The sequence below is a fragment of the Nostoc sp. C96 genome, assembly GCF_059384975.1.
Map to the genome: position 1 here is coordinate 3,594,823 of NZ_CM182020.1, position 18,056 is coordinate 3,612,878.

15 protein-coding genes are annotated in these 18,056 nt (G+C 39.4%); 11 read left to right on the forward strand and 4 right to left on the reverse strand.

Annotated features, from left to right (window positions below):
- Positions 1-170: 170 nt before the first annotated feature.
- The 3 genes from AC504W_RS15325 (at position 171) to AC504W_RS15335 (ending at position 2,498) form a co-directional block, all read left to right on the forward strand.
- On the forward strand, positions 171-830 hold the full coding sequence (locus AC504W_RS15325; protein WP_494873170.1) for a DUF305 domain-containing protein: 660 nt from the start codon (positions 171-173) through the stop codon (positions 828-830).
- Positions 831-854: 24 nt separating this feature from the next.
- Positions 855-1,049 carry a heavy-metal-associated domain-containing protein gene (locus tag AC504W_RS15330; protein ID WP_103126714.1) on the forward strand — a complete coding sequence of 65 codons (195 nt, stop codon included), beginning with the start codon at positions 855-857 and terminating at the stop codon, positions 1,047-1,049.
- A gap of 390 nt (positions 1,050-1,439) precedes the next feature.
- Complete coding sequence (locus tag AC504W_RS15335) at positions 1,440-2,498, forward strand: aromatic ring-hydroxylating dioxygenase subunit alpha (protein WP_494873171.1); 1,059 nt, start codon at positions 1,440-1,442, stop codon at positions 2,496-2,498.
- Positions 2,499-2,725: 227 nt separating this feature from the next.
- On the opposite strand, the gene AC504W_RS15340 is transcribed toward AC504W_RS15335, so the two are convergent.
- A complete protein-coding gene (locus AC504W_RS15340; RefSeq protein ID WP_494873172.1) occupies positions 2,726-3,382 on the reverse strand; it encodes a hypothetical protein in 657 nt (218 codons plus the stop codon).
- Positions 3,383-3,493: 111 nt separating this feature from the next.
- Here AC504W_RS15340 and AC504W_RS15345 point away from each other — a divergent pair.
- Positions 3,494-4,611, forward strand: a protein-coding gene (locus tag AC504W_RS15345) for an IS630 family transposase (RefSeq protein ID WP_494873173.1) whose coding sequence is annotated in 2 segments (ribosomal slippage) — positions 3,494-3,914 and positions 3,914-4,611 — 1,119 coding nt in all. Because the reading frame shifts where the segments join, the coding sequence is not laid out codon by codon here.
- A gap of 64 nt (positions 4,612-4,675) precedes the next feature.
- On the opposite strand, the gene AC504W_RS15350 is transcribed toward AC504W_RS15345, so the two are convergent.
- Complete coding sequence (locus AC504W_RS15350; RefSeq protein ID WP_494873174.1) at positions 4,676-6,649, reverse strand: heavy metal translocating P-type ATPase; 1,974 nt, start codon at positions 6,647-6,649, stop codon at positions 4,676-4,678.
- A gap of 258 nt (positions 6,650-6,907) precedes the next feature.
- On the opposite strand from AC504W_RS15350, the gene AC504W_RS15355 reads away from it, so the two are divergent.
- Together AC504W_RS15355 and AC504W_RS15360 are read left to right on the forward strand one after the other, a co-directional pair.
- On the forward strand, positions 6,908-8,236 hold the full coding sequence (locus AC504W_RS15355) for an Nramp family divalent metal transporter (protein WP_494873175.1): 1,329 nt from the start codon (positions 6,908-6,910) through the stop codon (positions 8,234-8,236).
- Positions 8,237-8,280: 44 nt separating this feature from the next.
- Entirely contained in the window at positions 8,281-8,949 is a 669-nt protein-coding gene (locus AC504W_RS15360) for a tetratricopeptide repeat protein (protein WP_096577702.1), read from the forward strand.
- Here the strand turns inward: AC504W_RS15360 and AC504W_RS15365 are convergent.
- A complete protein-coding gene (locus AC504W_RS15365) occupies positions 8,946-10,139 on the reverse strand; it encodes a hypothetical protein (protein WP_494873176.1) in 1,194 nt (397 codons plus the stop codon). The genes AC504W_RS15360 and AC504W_RS15365 overlap by 4 nt on opposite strands.
- Positions 10,140-10,144: 5 nt before the next feature.
- On the opposite strand from AC504W_RS15365, the gene AC504W_RS15370 reads away from it, so the two are divergent.
- On the forward strand, positions 10,145-10,279 hold the full coding sequence (locus AC504W_RS15370) for a hypothetical protein (protein WP_494873177.1): 135 nt from the start codon (positions 10,145-10,147) through the stop codon (positions 10,277-10,279).
- Here the strand turns inward: AC504W_RS15370 and AC504W_RS15375 are convergent.
- Positions 10,276-10,467 (reverse strand): CbtB-domain containing protein, encoded by a 192-nt coding sequence (locus AC504W_RS15375; RefSeq protein ID WP_096577704.1) that lies wholly within the window; start codon positions 10,465-10,467, stop codon positions 10,276-10,278. The two genes, AC504W_RS15370 and AC504W_RS15375, sit on opposite strands and share 4 nt — an antisense overlap.
- A 477-nt stretch (positions 10,468-10,944) precedes the next feature.
- Between AC504W_RS15375 and AC504W_RS15380 the strand changes: the two genes are divergently transcribed.
- The 4 genes from AC504W_RS15380 (at position 10,945) to AC504W_RS15395 (ending at position 17,957) form a co-directional block, all read left to right on the forward strand.
- Complete coding sequence (locus tag AC504W_RS15380) at positions 10,945-11,328, forward strand: hypothetical protein (protein ID WP_494873178.1); 384 nt, start codon at positions 10,945-10,947, stop codon at positions 11,326-11,328.
- A 663-nt stretch (positions 11,329-11,991) separates the two neighbouring features.
- The gene (locus AC504W_RS15385; protein WP_494873179.1) at positions 11,992-13,554 is read left to right on the forward strand and encodes a CPBP family intramembrane glutamic endopeptidase; all 1,563 of its coding nucleotides are present in this window, start codon (positions 11,992-11,994) and stop codon (positions 13,552-13,554) included.
- Between the two features lie 904 nt (positions 13,555-14,458).
- Complete coding sequence (locus AC504W_RS15390) at positions 14,459-14,737, forward strand: TM2 domain-containing protein (protein ID WP_096577710.1); 279 nt, start codon at positions 14,459-14,461, stop codon at positions 14,735-14,737.
- Positions 14,738-15,542: 805 nt separating this feature from the next.
- Entirely contained in the window at positions 15,543-17,957 is a 2,415-nt protein-coding gene (locus AC504W_RS15395; protein ID WP_494873180.1) for a heavy metal translocating P-type ATPase, read from the forward strand.
- Positions 17,958-18,056 lie beyond the last annotated feature (99 nt).

Genomic DNA, 18,056 nt, shown 5'->3' on the forward strand with positions numbered 1-18,056 from the left:
TAAACCTGCGATCGCCCAATCAGAATTTGCTCAATGTAACAACTTGTAAACTATGCTAGATTCTCCATGCGGCTGGAGAGTCTAGGATAAATTTGAGTCTAGTTATTGACTGTGAACAGGATGTAACAACTAGAACAAAAATAGTTCCTTTGAAAAAAAGGAAGAAGAGTATGTTAAGTAAATCAACAATTTATGGGCTGGTAGGTATACTCGCAGGTAGTGCTATTACAGCTTTATCCATTACTTACACTACCAGAGCCGCGCAACAGCGTCCTTTACAATCTCCACCTTGTGGCACAAGCAGTTCCATGCCACACAAGATGGCTGGGACACACCAAGTAGATCAGCACTTCATCGAAATGATGATACCTCACCATCAGGGAGCAGTAGAGATGGCAGATCTAGCTTTGCAAAAAGCACAACATCCTGAGCTTAAAAAGCTGGCTACTGCGATTAAAGCCGACCAGAATCAAGAAATTGACCAAATGAAAGCTTGGTACAAACAATGGTATGGCGCGGAAGTTCCTGCTACTCCCAAAACTGGTATGGGAATGGTTCATGGTAGAGGCCAAAATATGCCGGAAATGTCCATGCACTCAGGAATGATGGGTATGGGGATGAATTTAGAGACATTAAAAAATGCCTCTGACTTTGACAAGGAATTTATTCGCCAGATGATTCCACACCATGAGTCAGCAGTAATGATGGCCAAGATGGTAGCAAATAATGCTACTCATCCAGAAATTCGCAACTTAGCTGAAGCTATCATCAAGTCCCAAACTGCGGAAATTCAACAGATGCAGCAATGGTATCAAGCTTGGTCTAAATAATTTTATCGTTCAAATCCTAAATCTATGACACTTACACTTACAGTTCCCAACATGGCTTGTTCTGCTTGTGCAAACAATATTACCAATGCTGTGAAAACAGTTGATGGTAGTGCAATCGTTCAAGCCGATCCGACAACTAAGCTTGTTAGTGTGGAGACTCAAGCTTCTGAGCAAAAAATTAAGGATGCTTTAGCCGATGCTGGCTATCCCGCAGCCTAATTCTTAATGAGAAACTAATGGACTTATTGTAACAGTTAGAGTAAGGGTTCAAGGATAAATTGCTTTGAACCCTTATTTTTATGAAAAACCAACTTTTCTAATTATTTATTAAATCAAAATATTTTTAAATTAATTGGTATTTTCCGCAGTTTCAGTTTTGCAATTACTGATAATACTGGGGTTGTTTATCATGCAACTTTATCTGATTAAGCCAGAATTTTACTATTGTCTTTACCTATATATACAGAGTATTACTTAATTAATTAAATTCAAATTTTAGCTAGTACTAAAAATAACCGTTTTTATGAGATTAACATGATATTCCTAGAGGAACCGCTTCACCACTCGTGAAACGTGCAAATGAATGTTAACTCGCAGAATTTTAGTTAGATGCGTAAACCTAAAACTTTTAATAATTCAGAGCGTTTTATTGAGGGCTGGTATTGGGTAATGCCATCTCAAAATCTGCGAATAGGCGAAGTTAAACCTGTTACTATTTTAGGGAGAAATTTAGTAATTTACCGTGGTCAAAATAAACAGGTAGTTATTTGTGATGCTTACTGTCCCCACATGGGCGCTCATCTTGCTGAAGGCAAAGTAGAAGGTAATGAATTACGCTGTTTTTTCCATAATTGGAAATTTGATAGTCAAGGAATATGTGTAGAAATTCCCTGTTTATATGAGCCATTACCTCTTAAATTAAAGACTTGGCCGACAGAGGAAAAGTACGGCATGATCTGGATTTGGACAGGAGAAGCCACACAACAACCACTACCATTTATTCCAGATGTAGACCAAGATGAGTTCGATGTTACCTTTGGTTTTCACTTTTTCAAAAACTGTCATCCTAATATAGTGATGATTAATGCAATTGATGCTCAACATTTTAATACAATCCACCAACTGCCATTTGAAATTATTTTTGATACAGAGGAATATAGTCCAAATACAATTATTTTCCGTAACACTACCGATGTCCGGGGAGATTATAGCTTTAAAAAACTTATTCGGAGGATATCCACAAGGTCGATTACTTACAATATTTGTTATTGGTATGCTAGTACTTCTATCGTGACACTGGGGTTTGATTTTTTTAGTTTACATATTATGTTTGCCCTGCGGCTTATAGAAGGTGGCAAAACGGAAGGACGAACTATTTTAATGATGAAAAAACGTAAAAGAATTTTAGGAAAGTTATTTAATCAATTTGTGCTGTGGATGCTCAAGCTTTTTGGTCAAAATTTTGTTAAGGGTGACAACAAAATTTTTAAGACAATGCAGTTTAATTTTAAAACTCCGATTAAAGCGGATCAGTCTATTGTGCAACTGATCAACCATGTTGAAAAACAAAAACCTCTGACATGGGGAACTTGGCAGTTAGCGCGATCGCGCGAGGTTGAAGCTCAAGAAAACCCTAATAAATGGCGTGATGATTTAATTAATGATTAAGTAATGCTGAAAGCTGAAAAGTTAAAGTCAAATTTTTGCTTTTTTCTAGGCTATGGCTCAAATAAAAAGAAGTGGCAAAGCCACTTCATCATTCCCAGGTAGAACCTAGAGATAAGTATAGCGATTTCAGAAATAGAAAATGGTATAAATAGACACTGATTAATCTGAGATGCCAATTTTTCTGGCTGATCAAGCGTTAAGATTTTAATTCCGACTAATGTGCATCGCTACTGCTCTGGGTTAAGTAAGACCATCATCTGTGAAACTCTCATTCCTAAAGGCTTCCAGTAAGGGTTGCTAGAAGAAAAGGTACTGTCACCTAATACAGCACGATAGTGATGAGGATATTTTTGGTCAGCATTAGGCGCAGCGTCTACTTGCAGGATGAGTTTACCCTGATAGGAGGATAGTTTGCTGCTGTCTAGCAAAATCGTCCCGCCATAGTCCCAAGCCAGTCCATATAGTTTAAAATTGCCTAATTTTTGACGTAACTCACGCCACGGAGTCCCAACACCAATACCTTCGCGGGTTTTCCAAGCAGTTCCTAAGTTACGCACATCTAGCGGTTTGGTACGAGTGTTATCACTCCAAACGACTAAAAGCGATCGCTCTCGACCTAAGTTTAACTGAGTTGCGGCAAAACTACCGATTCCTTCTGCGCCAGAAATAGTTTTATCGACTAGGCGAGACGCACCAAATAGTTTGACTAAATCTTTTTTGGTGGTTGTAGGTGTAATCGGCCCAACTCGTTCGCCGGGAACGATTAAAGTATCTGTTAATTGTTGTGATTGGGTAACAGTGAAGTGATGAGAATTATTTTGCGGTAGCGCAACGGCTGGGTGTGCTGAGTAGCTAATTAATAAAGCTAATGCAGCCGTTGTCATGTTTTTAATTGGTAGATACACTATATTTCTTGAGTGAGTAGTATTCCACCAGAGTAATTTTGACAGGTAGTGTTCTAAGTGAGAACATAGTCTAAAAACACTTAAGACACTATGCCAGTTAAATATACTGTTAACCTGACTCAAGAAGAACATCAACAGTTGGTTGATTTAACCAAGAAAGGAAAAAATTCAGCTCGTGTTTTAAAACGATCGCAGATTATACTGTTGGCAGATCAAGGTTATCAAGACGAGGCGATAGCTTCAATGCTAATGGTAGGAGAATCAACAGTTCACCGTACACGTCAAAGATATGTAGAAGAAGGAATCGAGTTAGCCTTAAGCGAACGGCCTCGTAAGGGGAGAGAGAAAAAATTAACTCCAGAAGCTGAAGTTTTTTTGATTGCAACAGCCTGTAGTGACCCACCATCTGGACGTGAGAGTTGGACAATGCAACTATTAGCTGACAAGCTGGTTAGCTTGGAAATAATTGACAGCATTTCGGACGAAACAGTACGTACAACACTTAAAAAAACAAGATAAAACCTTGGCTGAAACAGGAATGGTGTATTGGCGAAATAAATGCTGAATATATATATAGAATGGAAAACTTACTATACTTATATGCTGAGTATTTTACGCCGTTTAATCCGATTGTTTGTTTTGATGAAAGACCCTACCAATTATTGGCTGATATTGTAGAACCATTACCTTGTCAACCAGACCAACCACCACGCATAGATTATCAATACTCTCGTGAAGGAACTTGTAACTTATTCGTATTTTATGCTCCGCATTATGGTTGGCGACACGTAGAAGTCACTTCATCAAGAACCAAAAAAGATTTCGCCCACCAAATGAGAGATTTGGTAGATACTCACTTCCCAAGAGCAGATAAAATTCGAGTTGTTTTAGATAACTTAAATACTCATACTCCTGCTGCTTTATATGAAACTTTTCCTCCAGGTGAAGCTAGAAGGATTCTTGAGCGTTTAGAGTTTCATTACACTCCCAAGCATGGTAGTTGGCTTAATCAAGTAGAAATTGAAATCTCTGTTCTCTCACGTCAATGTCTAGACCGTCGCCTTAGAGATATTGAGACTTTACGCCAAGAAATCAAAGCTTGGGAACAAGAGCGTAATCACCGAAAAGTAAAAATTGATTGGCGTTTTGTTGCTTCAGATGCCAGAGTTAAATTTCAACGATTTTATCCTACTTTAAACCTGTCATAATTTTCTTGGTACACTACTAGTAGTAGGAGTTAAACTGACGACTCCTATTGCTGACAGTTCCCTGTTACTTCATTACTCTAGTAGCATTAAAAATTGCCAGCAAAGCTACACCAACATCAGCAAATACAGCTTCCCACATTGTGGCTACACCTAAAATTCCCAAGCCAATAAATGCAGTTTTAATTGCTAAGGCGAAACTAATATTTTGCCAAACTATTGTGCGGGTTTTTCGAGCAATTTGGATTGCTGTAGCTACTTTAGAAGGCGCATCTGTCATGATGACTATATCGGCGGTTTCGATGGCTGCATCTGAGCCTAAACCACCCATCGCCATACCTACATCGGCTCTAGCAATTACAGGTGCATCATTAATTCCATCACCAATAAAGGCGACTTTTCCATGTTGACCTTTGGGACTAAGTAACTTTTCAATTGCAGAGACTTTTTCTTCGGGTAATAACTCGGCAATATAGGAATCTATACCAAGTTGTTGAGATATTCGAGCCGCGATCGCCTGATTATCTCCTGTTAACATAACTGTTTTTTCTACGCCTACTTTTTTCAGTGCTTGAATTGCTGCTCTTGCATCAGGTTTTAACTCATCAGCAATGATGATATATCCAGCGTAAATCTTATCTACTGCTAGATGTACTACTGTACCTTCTACATTGCATGTATCATGGTTGATCTGCTCTTGATGTAGTAGGCGATCGCTTCCCGCTAACACTACTTTATTTCCTACCTTTGCCTTAATTCCATGACCTGCAATTTCTGCATAATCTGTAACTTCTGATATATCAAAAGTATCACCATATTCTTCTCTAATTGATTGGGCAATGGGATGATGAGAATGGGCTTCTACTTTTGCTGCTAATTCTAGAATTTCTGGTTCACTATACCCATTAAATGGGACAATTTCTACTACTTTAAATACGCCTTTTGTTAAAGTGCCTGTTTTATCAAAAACTACTGTTTTAACTGTAGTTAAAGTATCTAAAAACATCGAGCCTTTAATCAAAATACCGCGTTTTGCTGCACCACCAATCCCACCGAAGTAGCCCAAAGGTATACTTATCACTAGTCCACAAGGACAAGAAATAACTAATAATATTAAAGCTCGATAAACCCATTCTGAAGATGTAGCGCCAGGAATGAGTAAAGGTGGTAATATTGCTACTGCCAGAGAAATAAAAACAACTATCGGTGTATAATAACGAGCAAATTTTGTAATGAATTTTTCAGTTTCCGCTTTTTTACTTCTGGCATTTTGTACCAAGTCTAAAATTTTAGCGATAGAAGATTCATTAAATAATTTTGTGACTTTAATTTTCAGCAAGCCAACTTGATTAATTGTTCCTGCTAATACTGTGTCTCCAACTCTCACCGTTTGTGGTACAGATTCTCCTGTTAAAGCAGATGTATCAATCTGAGAATTCCCGGTGATAATTTCCCCATCTAAAGGAATTTTTTCTCCAGGTTTAACAATAACAATATCTCCAATTTTTACTATTTCTGGAGATACTTTATTTACTTGGTTGCCTGTCTCAATATTGGCATAATCTGGGCGTACCTCTAATAAAGCTTTAATAGAGTTGCGAGAACGATTAATGGCGATATCTTGAAATAATTCTCCAATTTTATAAAACAACATTACACCAACGGCTTCAGGCAATTTATGAATTGCCAAAGCGCCTAATGTGGCGATTGTCATTAAAAATGTTTCATCAAAAATTCTCCCGCGGATGATATTTCGTCCTGCTGTTTTTAACACACTCCATCCACTGAGCAGGTAGGCTGGAATAAAAATTAGATATTCCCCAAGAGAATAAGGTGTATTGTGTAATTGTTGTTCAAAAATTAGTCCAGATACATATAAAACACCTATCAAAATTAGAGAATATATCTCATTTTTGAGGATGAATTCTCCACCGTGGTCATGATTATGAGTGTCCTCGTGATTATGTTCATGAGCATGGTTATGATTCTCATGACTATGAGTGCAACAATTGGCGTTTTCTGAATGTATTTTATGCTGCATTTTGTCAAATCTCAGAGCTTATTTAATATATGAGCATGTATTCAAATTTATTAGAAATAAATATTTTTTGCAAGCTAAAATTTTAAGAAAGATAATCTTTATCAAGTGATAATTTAAGGATGCTGTTGAATTTGCAGAGAAATTTGCAGAGAAATTTTCAGTCAATGTGAATATTTGCGAATTTATCTCCAGAAAGATGTATTTGCTTCAGCATTTTGTAAGATTATGAGGAAATTATGAAAATTTAAGCATAAACGAATGCCTTTTTCGGAGAATAGTGCTAAAAAGCCTAGCTTACCTGAAGTTCACCGCAGCATTAAAGTCCCCCATACGAAAAGTTTTTGGCGCAAGATATTGGCGTATGCAGGGCCAGGATATCTAGTTTCTGTAGGATATATAGATCCTGGGAACTGGGCGACTGATTTAGCTGGCGGGGCTAAATTTGGCTATACACTGCTAACGGTGATTATGCTTTCCAACTTGATGGCAATTTTAATGCAGTCGTTGTGTGTGCGGTTAGGGGTAGCGACGGGGAAAGATTTAGCTCAAGCTTGTCGAGATTATTTTAGTCCGCGTGTGAGCTTTTGTTTATGGTTACTGTGTGAGATTGCGATCGCAGCTTGTGATTTAGCAGAAGTTTTAGGAAGTGCGATCGCTTTACAATTACTTTTTGGTATTCCCCTAAGTTGGGGTGTGTGCATCACAACGCTAGATGTATTTGTATTGTTATTACTACAAAATAAAGGCTTTCGTTATACGGAAGCTTTAGTAATTATGTTAGTAGGAACTGTGGGCATTTGCTTTACAGCCGAAATTATATTTTCGCGTCCTGACTGGGGCGGAATTTTATTAGGTTATGCCCCGAAAATAGAAATTTTACAAAATTCAGCAATGCTGTACATTGCTATTGGCATTTTAGGCGCAACAGTTATGCCACACAATTTGTATTTGCACTCATCAATTGTGCAGACGCGAGATTGGCAACCAACTAATGAAAAGCGATGGGAAGCAATTAAATTCAGCACTATTGATTCGACATTGGCTTTATGTTTTGCATTGTTTATAAATTCAGCAATCTTAATTGTGGCAGCTGCAACTTTTCATTTTTCAGGCCATCAAGATGTCGCAGAAATTCAAGATGCTTATAAATTGCTTTCTCCTTTGTTGGGCGTAAATGCAGCTAGTGCAATTTTTGGTTTAGCATTATTAGCTTCTGGACAAAGTTCAACCCTCACAGCCACTTTAGCAGGGCAAATTGTCATGGAAGGCTTCTTAAATTTACGCCTGAAACCTTGGTTACGTCGAATATTGACAAGGCTCATTGCAATTGTGCCAGCATTAATTGCTATTATGTTTTTTGGCGAAAAAAGTACAAGCGGCTTATTAATTTTTAGTCAAGTAATCTTAAGTTTACAGCTACCATTTGCGGTAGTACCATTGGTGATGTTTACTAGTAACCGTCACTTAATGGGTGAATTTGTTAATCCTTGGTGGCTGAAGACTTTATCATGGTTAGCAGCGATCGCCATAATTATTCTAAATGCTTGGTTGCTATGGCAAACTATTTATGCTTGGTTGTTTGGTTAAAATGTAGAAATAAAAGAATACTGCAAGTGTAAAGGGGTGAAATTATGAACCATATCCAGCAAAAAATTGCCGTCTGGGGAATTACAATATTGCTTGGTGCAACACCTGCGGTTGTATATGCAAAAACACCAAGTAGTCAAACAAATTTTCAGGAATCTTTTCAACAAGGGGTGCAAAAATTAGAACAAGGTAACTTTAGTGCAGCAGTCACAGATTTTGACAAAGTAGTACAGCAAAATCCTAAATTTTATGAAGGTTTTTGTCTGCGAGGTTTAGCTAAATCACAACTGGGAGACTTACAAGCAGCAATTGGCGACTTTAACCAAGCGCTACAACTCAATCCTCACCATGTAGACGCTTATAATAGTCGGGGAACGATTTATGCTCAACTGGGAAATCTGCAAAAGGCGATCGCCGATTTTAACGCTACACTCAAAATTGATCCGCAGTCTGTAGATGCTTACTATAATCGCGGACTTGCTTACTTTAAACAGCAAAATCCCCAAGCGGCGATTTCTGATTTTAACCAAGCAATTAGCTTAAATCCTCAGTTAGCTGATGCTTATGGTAATCGGGGACTGGCTAAATATACTTTAGGCGATCAACGTAACGCGATCGCCGATCTCCAGCAAGCAGCCACACTTTTTCGTCAACAAGGCGACACCGCCAGCTATCAACAAACCCAAACTCTAATTCAACAGGTGCAACGTTAGTGTTGTAGACTAAGTTGCCGACGTAGCTGCAATCCCACTAACAACCCAATGATAATGATTCCGGTGAGATAAGCCAAAACAATTAGCCGGATGGACAATGGTGGCGCAACTCCTTCGACATCAACATTTTTTTGCACCCGCAAAGGTGAAAATCGTCGTGAAGCGTTTGGTTGAGGCGAAACTTCTACCAAAACATTGTGAGGTGCGCCATCAAAAAATTGCTGTTCCCAAGTAAGTTTCCCGGTAGCATCTGGGATACCTTGGTAAGCGAAAGCAACCCAGCCATCTTCTTTTGCAGTCGTTTGAATATTTAACAAGACATCAGAAACAGGCTGCTGAGTTTTTTCATCTACAACTTGCACTTGTAACTTATCAGTTTCGCCAACTGTTGCACTAGCATCACCCAACAGTTGCACTTGTAAACCCTGCTGTTTCACAATATCGTAGTTATCAGTTTCCGGTTCAGCCGCAGATGTGTGGTGATGATGATCTCCATGCGATGTCTGCGATTGTGCCATTTCTGAACTGAGGTTAATTGCTAATAACGCAATAATGGCGACAACAGTTGCACCACTCAACAATAATCTTACTCGTTGGGGCGCAATTTCTCCTGGTTGGGTTTCTTGTCGTCCCCCAATTACCCAGCCACCACCTAAGCCGACAATCAATAAAATTCCGGCGAGAATGGCAAAATTACGATATTTAACGGGATTTTCTGGAACTGACAGATAGAGATTTTGCTGAATGGGAGTAAAAGCATTGGGCGTTACTGGAGTAACATTAACTTGTAGTTGGTAGTTACCCCGAATTGGTAAAATTTGCTGGACTTGCAGTTGACCTTGAGGAGCGATCGCTTGTATATCTAACAGCTTGGTTCCCTCGACTATGGGAAAATCTGTCGTAAACCAAGGATTTTTCGGGGGAGTAAAGATTTTTAAATTTATTTTGGCATTTTCTACAGGTTTACCTGTTGCATCGACCGCTTGCAGTGTCAGTTTTACTGGCTTTTGGGGGCTGCTGGCTTCTGCCTCAAAAGGTATTATTTGGCTAATTGGCGGTTCAGTAGTTAATCGCACATTTGCTTGAGGCGATGACTGCGAAAAGACAGCAGAGTGTTCAAAACCCACACTCATCAAACCAGCCACAGTACTGAGGAGTAGATAAACCTTTAACTTTTTGATTTTTAGCATATATCTTGAAAGAGGCTAGTGGAGCTTATCTAGCCGTAGCGATCGCCATAATTTTGATATATTTCGGTGCTGATGGGGAGAATAGTTTAAATTTCTTATCTCCCTACTTCCCCATCGGTTCAGATCATCAATACCTCTAATGACAACCTACTAGCAAAGTATGGTGACGTACAGAGTGTACGCGATCGTGAATAGCTGGGTTAGTAGTAAAGTAAACAGTCCACAGTGTCAAAGCACACAAAGAAACATAAAGAGTGGCTTGTACAGGTGTGGATAAAGTCACACTTGCGGTTTTTTTTAAAACTGAAGGATGAGTTTGAGTAGTCATCAAATACCTCGGATGAGTATAGAAAATTTAACGCATCGGTAAGGATTATAGCTAAGAGTAGCTTTAACCGCTTTACAGTTTTCATCTGTGAGGTTGGAATTGAAGTTTATTCACAATCTCTAATGACAGTTATTTATGTAAAACCGATTATTAAGCAGATAACACAAGTTATTATATTTTACCACCGTGCAATTATATATATTTATGTTTTTTGGTAGACCATAAAAATTTTGAAATACTCATTAGTTTTATTTAGTTAGTTTGTATCCTCGACTAGCTTCATGGCGTGACCTTTAATAGAGAATTATTTTACTTAGTTTGATAGATGAATAAAACAACTTTTTGCTATCTTTCGCCAAAAATGGCAAAAAAGATGCAATATGTTAGCAAAAACTTATATTTATGATTAACATCATCTTGACCGAGAACAACTAATAGGATAGGCTTGGCAATCAGAGATGTTCTATCAGGAAATATATGAACAAGAAATTAGTACTTAATTTGCTTTCTAGTTCGGCAATTTTTACTTCTCTCATGTCTACATTGGCAGCAATCAATCCAGCCCATGCCTCTGTTAACCTCACCCAAAGATTAATGCACACAGATGATGGTCGTACCTGTATCACTAATCCCCACGGACTAAAAGATTTTGTCTGTATTCGAGATTCTGAAAGAGACCCTAAAGCTGCTCCTGCACCTAAATCTATGGTGGTTTCATCCAGACCTTCTGACACCAACGTTGCAGAACTGAATTTTACAGACGAAGAAAGTGATGCGGCAATTAGAATCTTTAAGTGCGACTGTCCTTATTGCATCAATTCTTTAAGACAATTACGTGGTACAGGTAATTTAGTTTACTAATCTACATTACCGCCATGCAAGTGTTACCCAAAAAGCTGGCGAAGCTGATGAGAAAATGAATATCAGCGGGAAAACTCAAATCTTCGTAAGCCTGTGGTTAAAAATTTTATTTAGATTTAGAAAATAATCAGGGTAATAGATTTTCTGAGTCTACCTTAGTAAAATCTAACTTCTCAATTATCAAAAGCTTTTGTAGCCATATACTATATAGCAATCTTATTTGATTGTAGAAATCGAGAGGCTCAGATCCCCGACTTTTTAAAAAAGTCGGGGATCTTGTAGTTAAAGTCACAACATGGGAGAAATTGCTTTGCTCAAATTACTTTGTACTTAGGTAAGAAATCAAAAAAATTAGTAGGTTGTATTGATAAATCTTTCGCACAGGGGAAGCAATGCCGCAGGTTGCCATTTAATACCATTTCACGAAAAAAATGAGATGAATTTATGGGTTTTTCATTCTTTCCCCCTGCTCCCTGCTCCCTGCCCCCTGCCCCCTGCGGTCTATTTGTATCAAACTTAAAGTGAAACGGTATAACATGGTGGGTTGATCTGAGCCGCTGTCCTTGTAAAGTAGACTCACAATATTGATGATATCTATCCACCTCCTGCTTTTTCTTGCGATAATTCCCAAGGGGCATGTTCTGGTTTGTTAAAGGGGGATAGATGACGATCAAACGATTGGTTTTAATAATTTCGACTGTGATAGCGGTTGGATTGGCAACTTTATCTCTAGTCAGTAGTTGGCAAAAACCCCAGTTCCAAAGTCGTCTGGAACTTTATCAAACAAATATTGCACTGCAAGCCCAAGCTTGGCAGCCAGAAGATGGTGATAATCTTCAGGTGGTTCGCCAAGCTATACTCGAAGACCAGCCTCTAGAAAATGCTACAAAGCAATATCAAGAGGCACAAATATCTGTACAAGCTAATCTAGATAAAGTTGAAAAGCAACTTGCACAGCTAAGTTCTCAGCCAAAAATTACAACTCCAGCTAAACCCCTACCACAAGACACTGTTGATACTAACGCCTCTCCTGAAGTAACGCGGCAACAATTACAGCAATCCCTTAAGCAACAGCAACAATTACTAGGGGAATTAGATTTGCGTCTGGGGATTTTACAAGTACAACAAGGACAACAAGACTTAGCCTTAAAAACTTGGGGTGAATTACAACAGCCTACACTCAATACTGAATTTCAAGATACAGCTACTGTCTTAAGTGGAATTTGGAGTAATCCTCCCCGGATTTTACCTAATGCTCAACAGTTGATTCAAAAAAATTTAGATGGTTGGTTTCGTAACACAGCCTTGATTCAGCTATACCAACTCCAGCAACGTCAAGAATCTTTAGCAGCAGTTACAGCCGCACAGCAATCAGCAGCATCTCAAGCTGTATTTAAACTCACCCTCATCGGTACGATACCAGCTTTGGCAGCATTGATCGGGACAATCCTGCTAATTTTCTTATTGACGCAACGCTTGCTGAAAGGAAAAGAGGCGTTACTTGCACAAAATGGTGATTTAGTTTGGACAACACCTTGGGATGGGGAAACCATACTCCAAGTTTTTGTCGTGGGATTTTTCTTTATGGGACAGATATTTGTTCCCCTGTTGTTGTCTCTACTGCCGATTCCCCGCCCGATTGTGGGTGTGCGCCTACAAGCTGTATCTGTGTTAATTAGTTATCTGTTTGTGGCTGTGGGTGCGCTTTCAGTGATGTATTTTTCCATCAAACGGTTTTTCCCTCTACCAAGATTGTGGTTTAAATTACAGCTACGAGATAATTGGTGGTTGTGGGGATTAGGCGGTTATTGCACCGCTTTACCTATAGTTGTCGTGGTGTCATTGATTAATCAAAAACTCTGGCAAGGACAAGGCGGGAGTAATCCGTTATTGCAATTGGCACTAGAAAGCCAAGATGGGGTAGCACTAGGTATATTTTTCTCTACAGCTGCGATCGCCGCCCCACTATTTGAAGAAATTTTATTTCGCGGCTTTTTGCTGCCCTCCCTAACTCGTTACTTACCAGTGTGGGGCGCAATTCTGGCTAGTAGTTTATTGTTTGCGATCGCTCATCTTAGCTTGTCAGAAGTTTTACCACTCACCGCCTTGGGGATCGTCTTGGGAGTAGTCTACACGCGATCGCGCAATCTCCTCGCTCCTATGCTACTCCACAGCCTTTGGAATAGTGGCACACTACTTAGCTTGTTTTTATTAGGCGGTAATTAATAAAACATGTATTCTACGGTTGCGGTAACAAAAAATATCTGATTTCATCTGCGTAGGTCATGATTTATCGCTGGTCATGATTAAATTAAGTATTCAGTGAATTTTGACTCAAATTTAACAATATTGACGGCAACGGAAATATCATGATTACTGTTAAATAGATGACAAAATTTCTAGATAAACATTTAGTATTATCTAGATAGTTAAAGCTATTTTTCAGATGTTGATTGCCTATGTATTGTGTGTTACAGGCAATATTGAATAATAGTACTTAACAATAGGAGTTACGAACGACAACTAAATAAAGTATTCAGTGTAACTTCAATTCACTGAAACCAAGATGGCATAATTTTCTAGTTAATAGATATATGTCATCTGTAGTTAATTAGACATTTCTCGCTAAATTGGAATCTCATCATCGTAGCCACATCAAAAAAGTCCGGAAATAACATTAATGGGCTTGTAGAAAATGGTATTATACCGCCGTTTTTTGCTGTTCTTGAGTCTTGATACTCATCCAGAGAAATCATACTTACGAATCTGCAAAACTGCTGTATTTGGTGTCATAATCCTAATTAAATATATACATCAAATAGCTTTCTAGTTCTCGGCTACAAAGTACTTGCTTTGATTACTCATATTCTTTAGTGTTTCTTTTAAAGTGTTAAAATCTTTCTTTGGACAGAAGTTAGACGTATACTAACAAAATCCCAGTTCCCATAAACATTTTTTCCTAGCTTACTATTTATGCACAACTAAGAAAAACTAGGTTTTTTCTTAGTTATTTCACAATATCTTTGTTGAGCTTAAAGAACCTTAATTGCAAAATATCACTGAATATTACTGGTTCTTAATCAAAAGAAAAATTTAATTTTTTACCTAATCTTTGAGGAGTCACAATACTATGGCAAATCTCAACCCTACTAGTAATCCTAATAAGCAACTTCTGGCTGGTTACTGTGGGATTCTTTTTGGCGGGTTTGGCGTTCATAAATTTATTTTAGGCTACGCCGCAGAAGGCTTCATGATGTTAGCTATATCTATAGTTGCAGGCACATTCACTTATGGAATTGCCTTGATAGTTATGCAACTAGTAGGACTGATTGAAGGCATGATTTATTTAAACAAGTCCTCGGAAGAATTCGTAGATACTTACTTTGTGAATAAGCAGGGCTGGTTCTAAAATTTCTACTGCACAAGCTAATTCGCTCTTGTGTTCCTTTAGCCAAAAGAGAAAACTAAATGTTTAGTTAGCTAAAGTAACCAAGAGTCATATATAGCAGAAGGCAGGAGGAAAAGTCTTACTATACCTTGCATTCAAGCTTTCAAACTGTCCTAACATATCTGACTACCGCTATATTTACTAAATAATTACTAATTCATAATTCGTAATTTTGAGAGAATAAAGACCCACTAATTGTAATTACGAATTATGAATTATCTTGTTATTAGGGTAAATACTTCTATACAAAGTAATTATTTTCCGACTATCTCACTTATTACAAATAGGCGAACTATATATCAATTTTAGCAAATCTCTTTTAGGTCAAGTGCTTCTACAGTAAGTATTTATTCTTGGTTGATTGATATTTTGACTGCAAATGCCCACCCTACGTACTTTATGAAATGGCTATTTAGTCTACCCTTTTGAGAAAACAGTCTGATTTTCATGCCATGCCAACTATCAAACGTAAACATCTCATCTGGTTTTGCTTACTGCTATTAAGCTGTGGATATTTTAGTGCTATGTCTAATTTAGAAATTAATTCTTATTTAAAGAGTGTAGTTTTCATGCTGCCATTGCAGTTTGCAGCTATTTTTTATGTGACTTATCTACGCTGGAACCGCAGTTGAGGCCAAAGCCAAAAGACAAATAAAGAAAATTAATGTTATTTACATTCAGTCATAGTTCCAGATTTCGCCTACCCTCGAATTAGAGACGCTTTTAGTCAGGCGTGAAATGTTCGTAGCGAATCCAAAAACTTGCCATGCAACTTGTGCCAAAAACGAACCTTGACCCAGAACTAGCCCTAACATCCGAGAAAATTATTCTGGATGTGGGAGGAATGAAGTGTGCTGGGTGTGTAAGTGCTGTAGAACGTCAGCTAACCCAATATCCAGGGGTCAAGACTGCCTGCGTGAATTTGGCGACAGAAGTAGCAGTCGTAGAGTCAGAAGTTGGGGTGGTAAATCCAGATGCACTAGCACAGCGATTAACCACCGCTGGATTCCCAACTCAACCCCGCAAATCTAGTAACCAAATTGCTTTAAACGATTCAGCAAAAAGACAGCACCAAGAAATGCGTGCTGCATTCCGACAATTGGCGATCGCTGCTATATTACTGGTGTTGTCAGGAATTGGGCATTTCAGCAGCATCATTGGCGTAACTTTGCCCATATTAGACAACATTTGGTTTCACTGTGGATTGGCAACATTAGCCCTGTTATTTCCTGGCCGTCCCATCATCGTCGATGGTTGGATAGGCTGGCGGCGCAACAGTCCCAATATGAACACCTTAGTGGGTTTGGGAACACTCACCGCTTACACTGCCAGTTTAGTAGCCCTGTTATTCCCGCAAATGGGTTGGGAGTGCTTCTTTGATGAACCAGTGATGATGTTAGGCTTTATCTTATTGGGCAGAACATTAGAGCGACAAGCCAGAGGTAAAGCTGCTGCTGCTTTTAGACAATTACTCGCCCTCCAACCACAGGTAGCAAGGTTAATTCCCAACCCAGACCCAGAAAAATGGGGAGTTGCTGCTAACAGTCTGGAAATTCCCGCAGAACAAGTACGAGTTGGCGAGTGGTTACAGGTATTGCCTGGAGATAAAATTCCTGTAGATGGTGAAGTTCGCTTTGGGCAAACAACCATAGATGAATCGATGTTAACTGGTGAAGCCGTACCTGTCAGCAAGCAACCAGGGGATATAGTCACCGCCGGCACTATCAACCAATCAGGAGCGATCGCACTTCAGGCAACTCGTACAGGCAACGATACCACCTTGGCGCAAATTGTCGCCTTAGTCGAAGCAGCCCAAACCCGCAAAGCACCCGTACAAAAATTAGCCGATAAAGTAGCGGGTTATTTCACCTATGGCGTGTTGACAGTCTCTGTATTAACCTTTGTATTTTGGTACTTTTACGGCACCTACCTCTGGCCTGATCTCACCTCCAGTGGCATGGAAATGATGAGTCACGCCGCCCACAACACACACTCAGTACTCAGCACTCAGCACTCAGTACTCAGCACTCAGCACTCAGCACTCTTAACCAGCTTAAAACTAGCGATCGCCGTTATGGTCGTCGCTTGTCCCTGTGCTTTAGGCCTAGCCACACCCACAGCCATTCTCGTCGGTACTGGTGTAGGCGCAGAACAAGGTTTATTAATCAAAGGCGGTGATGTTTTAGAAAAAGTCCACAAACTAGATACCGTAGTCTTTGATAAAACTGGTACTCTCACTACAGGTAATCCTACTGTGACTGATTGCCTGGAAATTGCCTCCTCCCAACTCCCCATATCCTACTCCCTGATTCAACTCGCCGCCGCCGTTGAAAGTGGCACATACCACCCCTTAGCCAAAGCAATTCAGCAAGAAGTACAACGCCAACAGTTAACTATTCCTAACGCGGCAGACTTCCATACCGAACCAGGATTAGGAGTGTCTGCGGTTGTAGAAAATACAACAGTACTGTTAGGCAATCAAGATTGGTTAAGTTGGCATGGAGTTGCTGTGAGTGAAACCGCCCAACAAGAAATTCAAAGACTAGCAACAGCAGGTAAAACAGTTGTTTGTGTAGCCGTTGGCGGTAGTTTAGCGGGACTTATAGCTATTCAAGATACTCTCAGACCAGATGCCCAAACCACAGTAGATAAATTGCGTCAACTGGGTTTAAGAGTCATGCTACTGAGTGGCGATCGCCCAGAAGCAGCAAGTGCGATCGGTAAACAACTAGGATTAGATAGTGGTGATATCATCGCCGGAGTCCCACCCAGCAAAAAAGCTGCCTTTATCCAAGAATTACAGACAAAATCTGCTGCTAAAGTGGCAATGGTGGGGGATGGCATTAATGATGCTCCCGCCTTATCCCAAGCAGATGTCGGCATTGCCTTACACTCAGGCACAGATGTGGCAATGGAAACCGCGGAAATTATCTTGATGCGCGATCGCTTAAGTGACGTTGTAGAATCAATTGGCCTGAGTCGTGCCACATTCAACAAAATCCGCCAGAATTTATTTTGGGCTTTTGCATACAATACCTTGGGCATTCCTCTAGCTGCTGGTGTTTTGTTACCCACTATGGGTTTTGTCCTCAGTCCATCCAACGCCGCTGCACTTATGGCCTTTAGCTCAGTTAGTGTTGTGACTAACTCTATATTTTTGCGAAGACTAGCTCACCGTTGATCAAGACTGCTGTTGAATGTAAAACTGCAAACTAAATGTCGGTTTTTACCAACTCAGGTTAAACTAAATCGATAGTTAGATGTTATACATCTCAAAGAG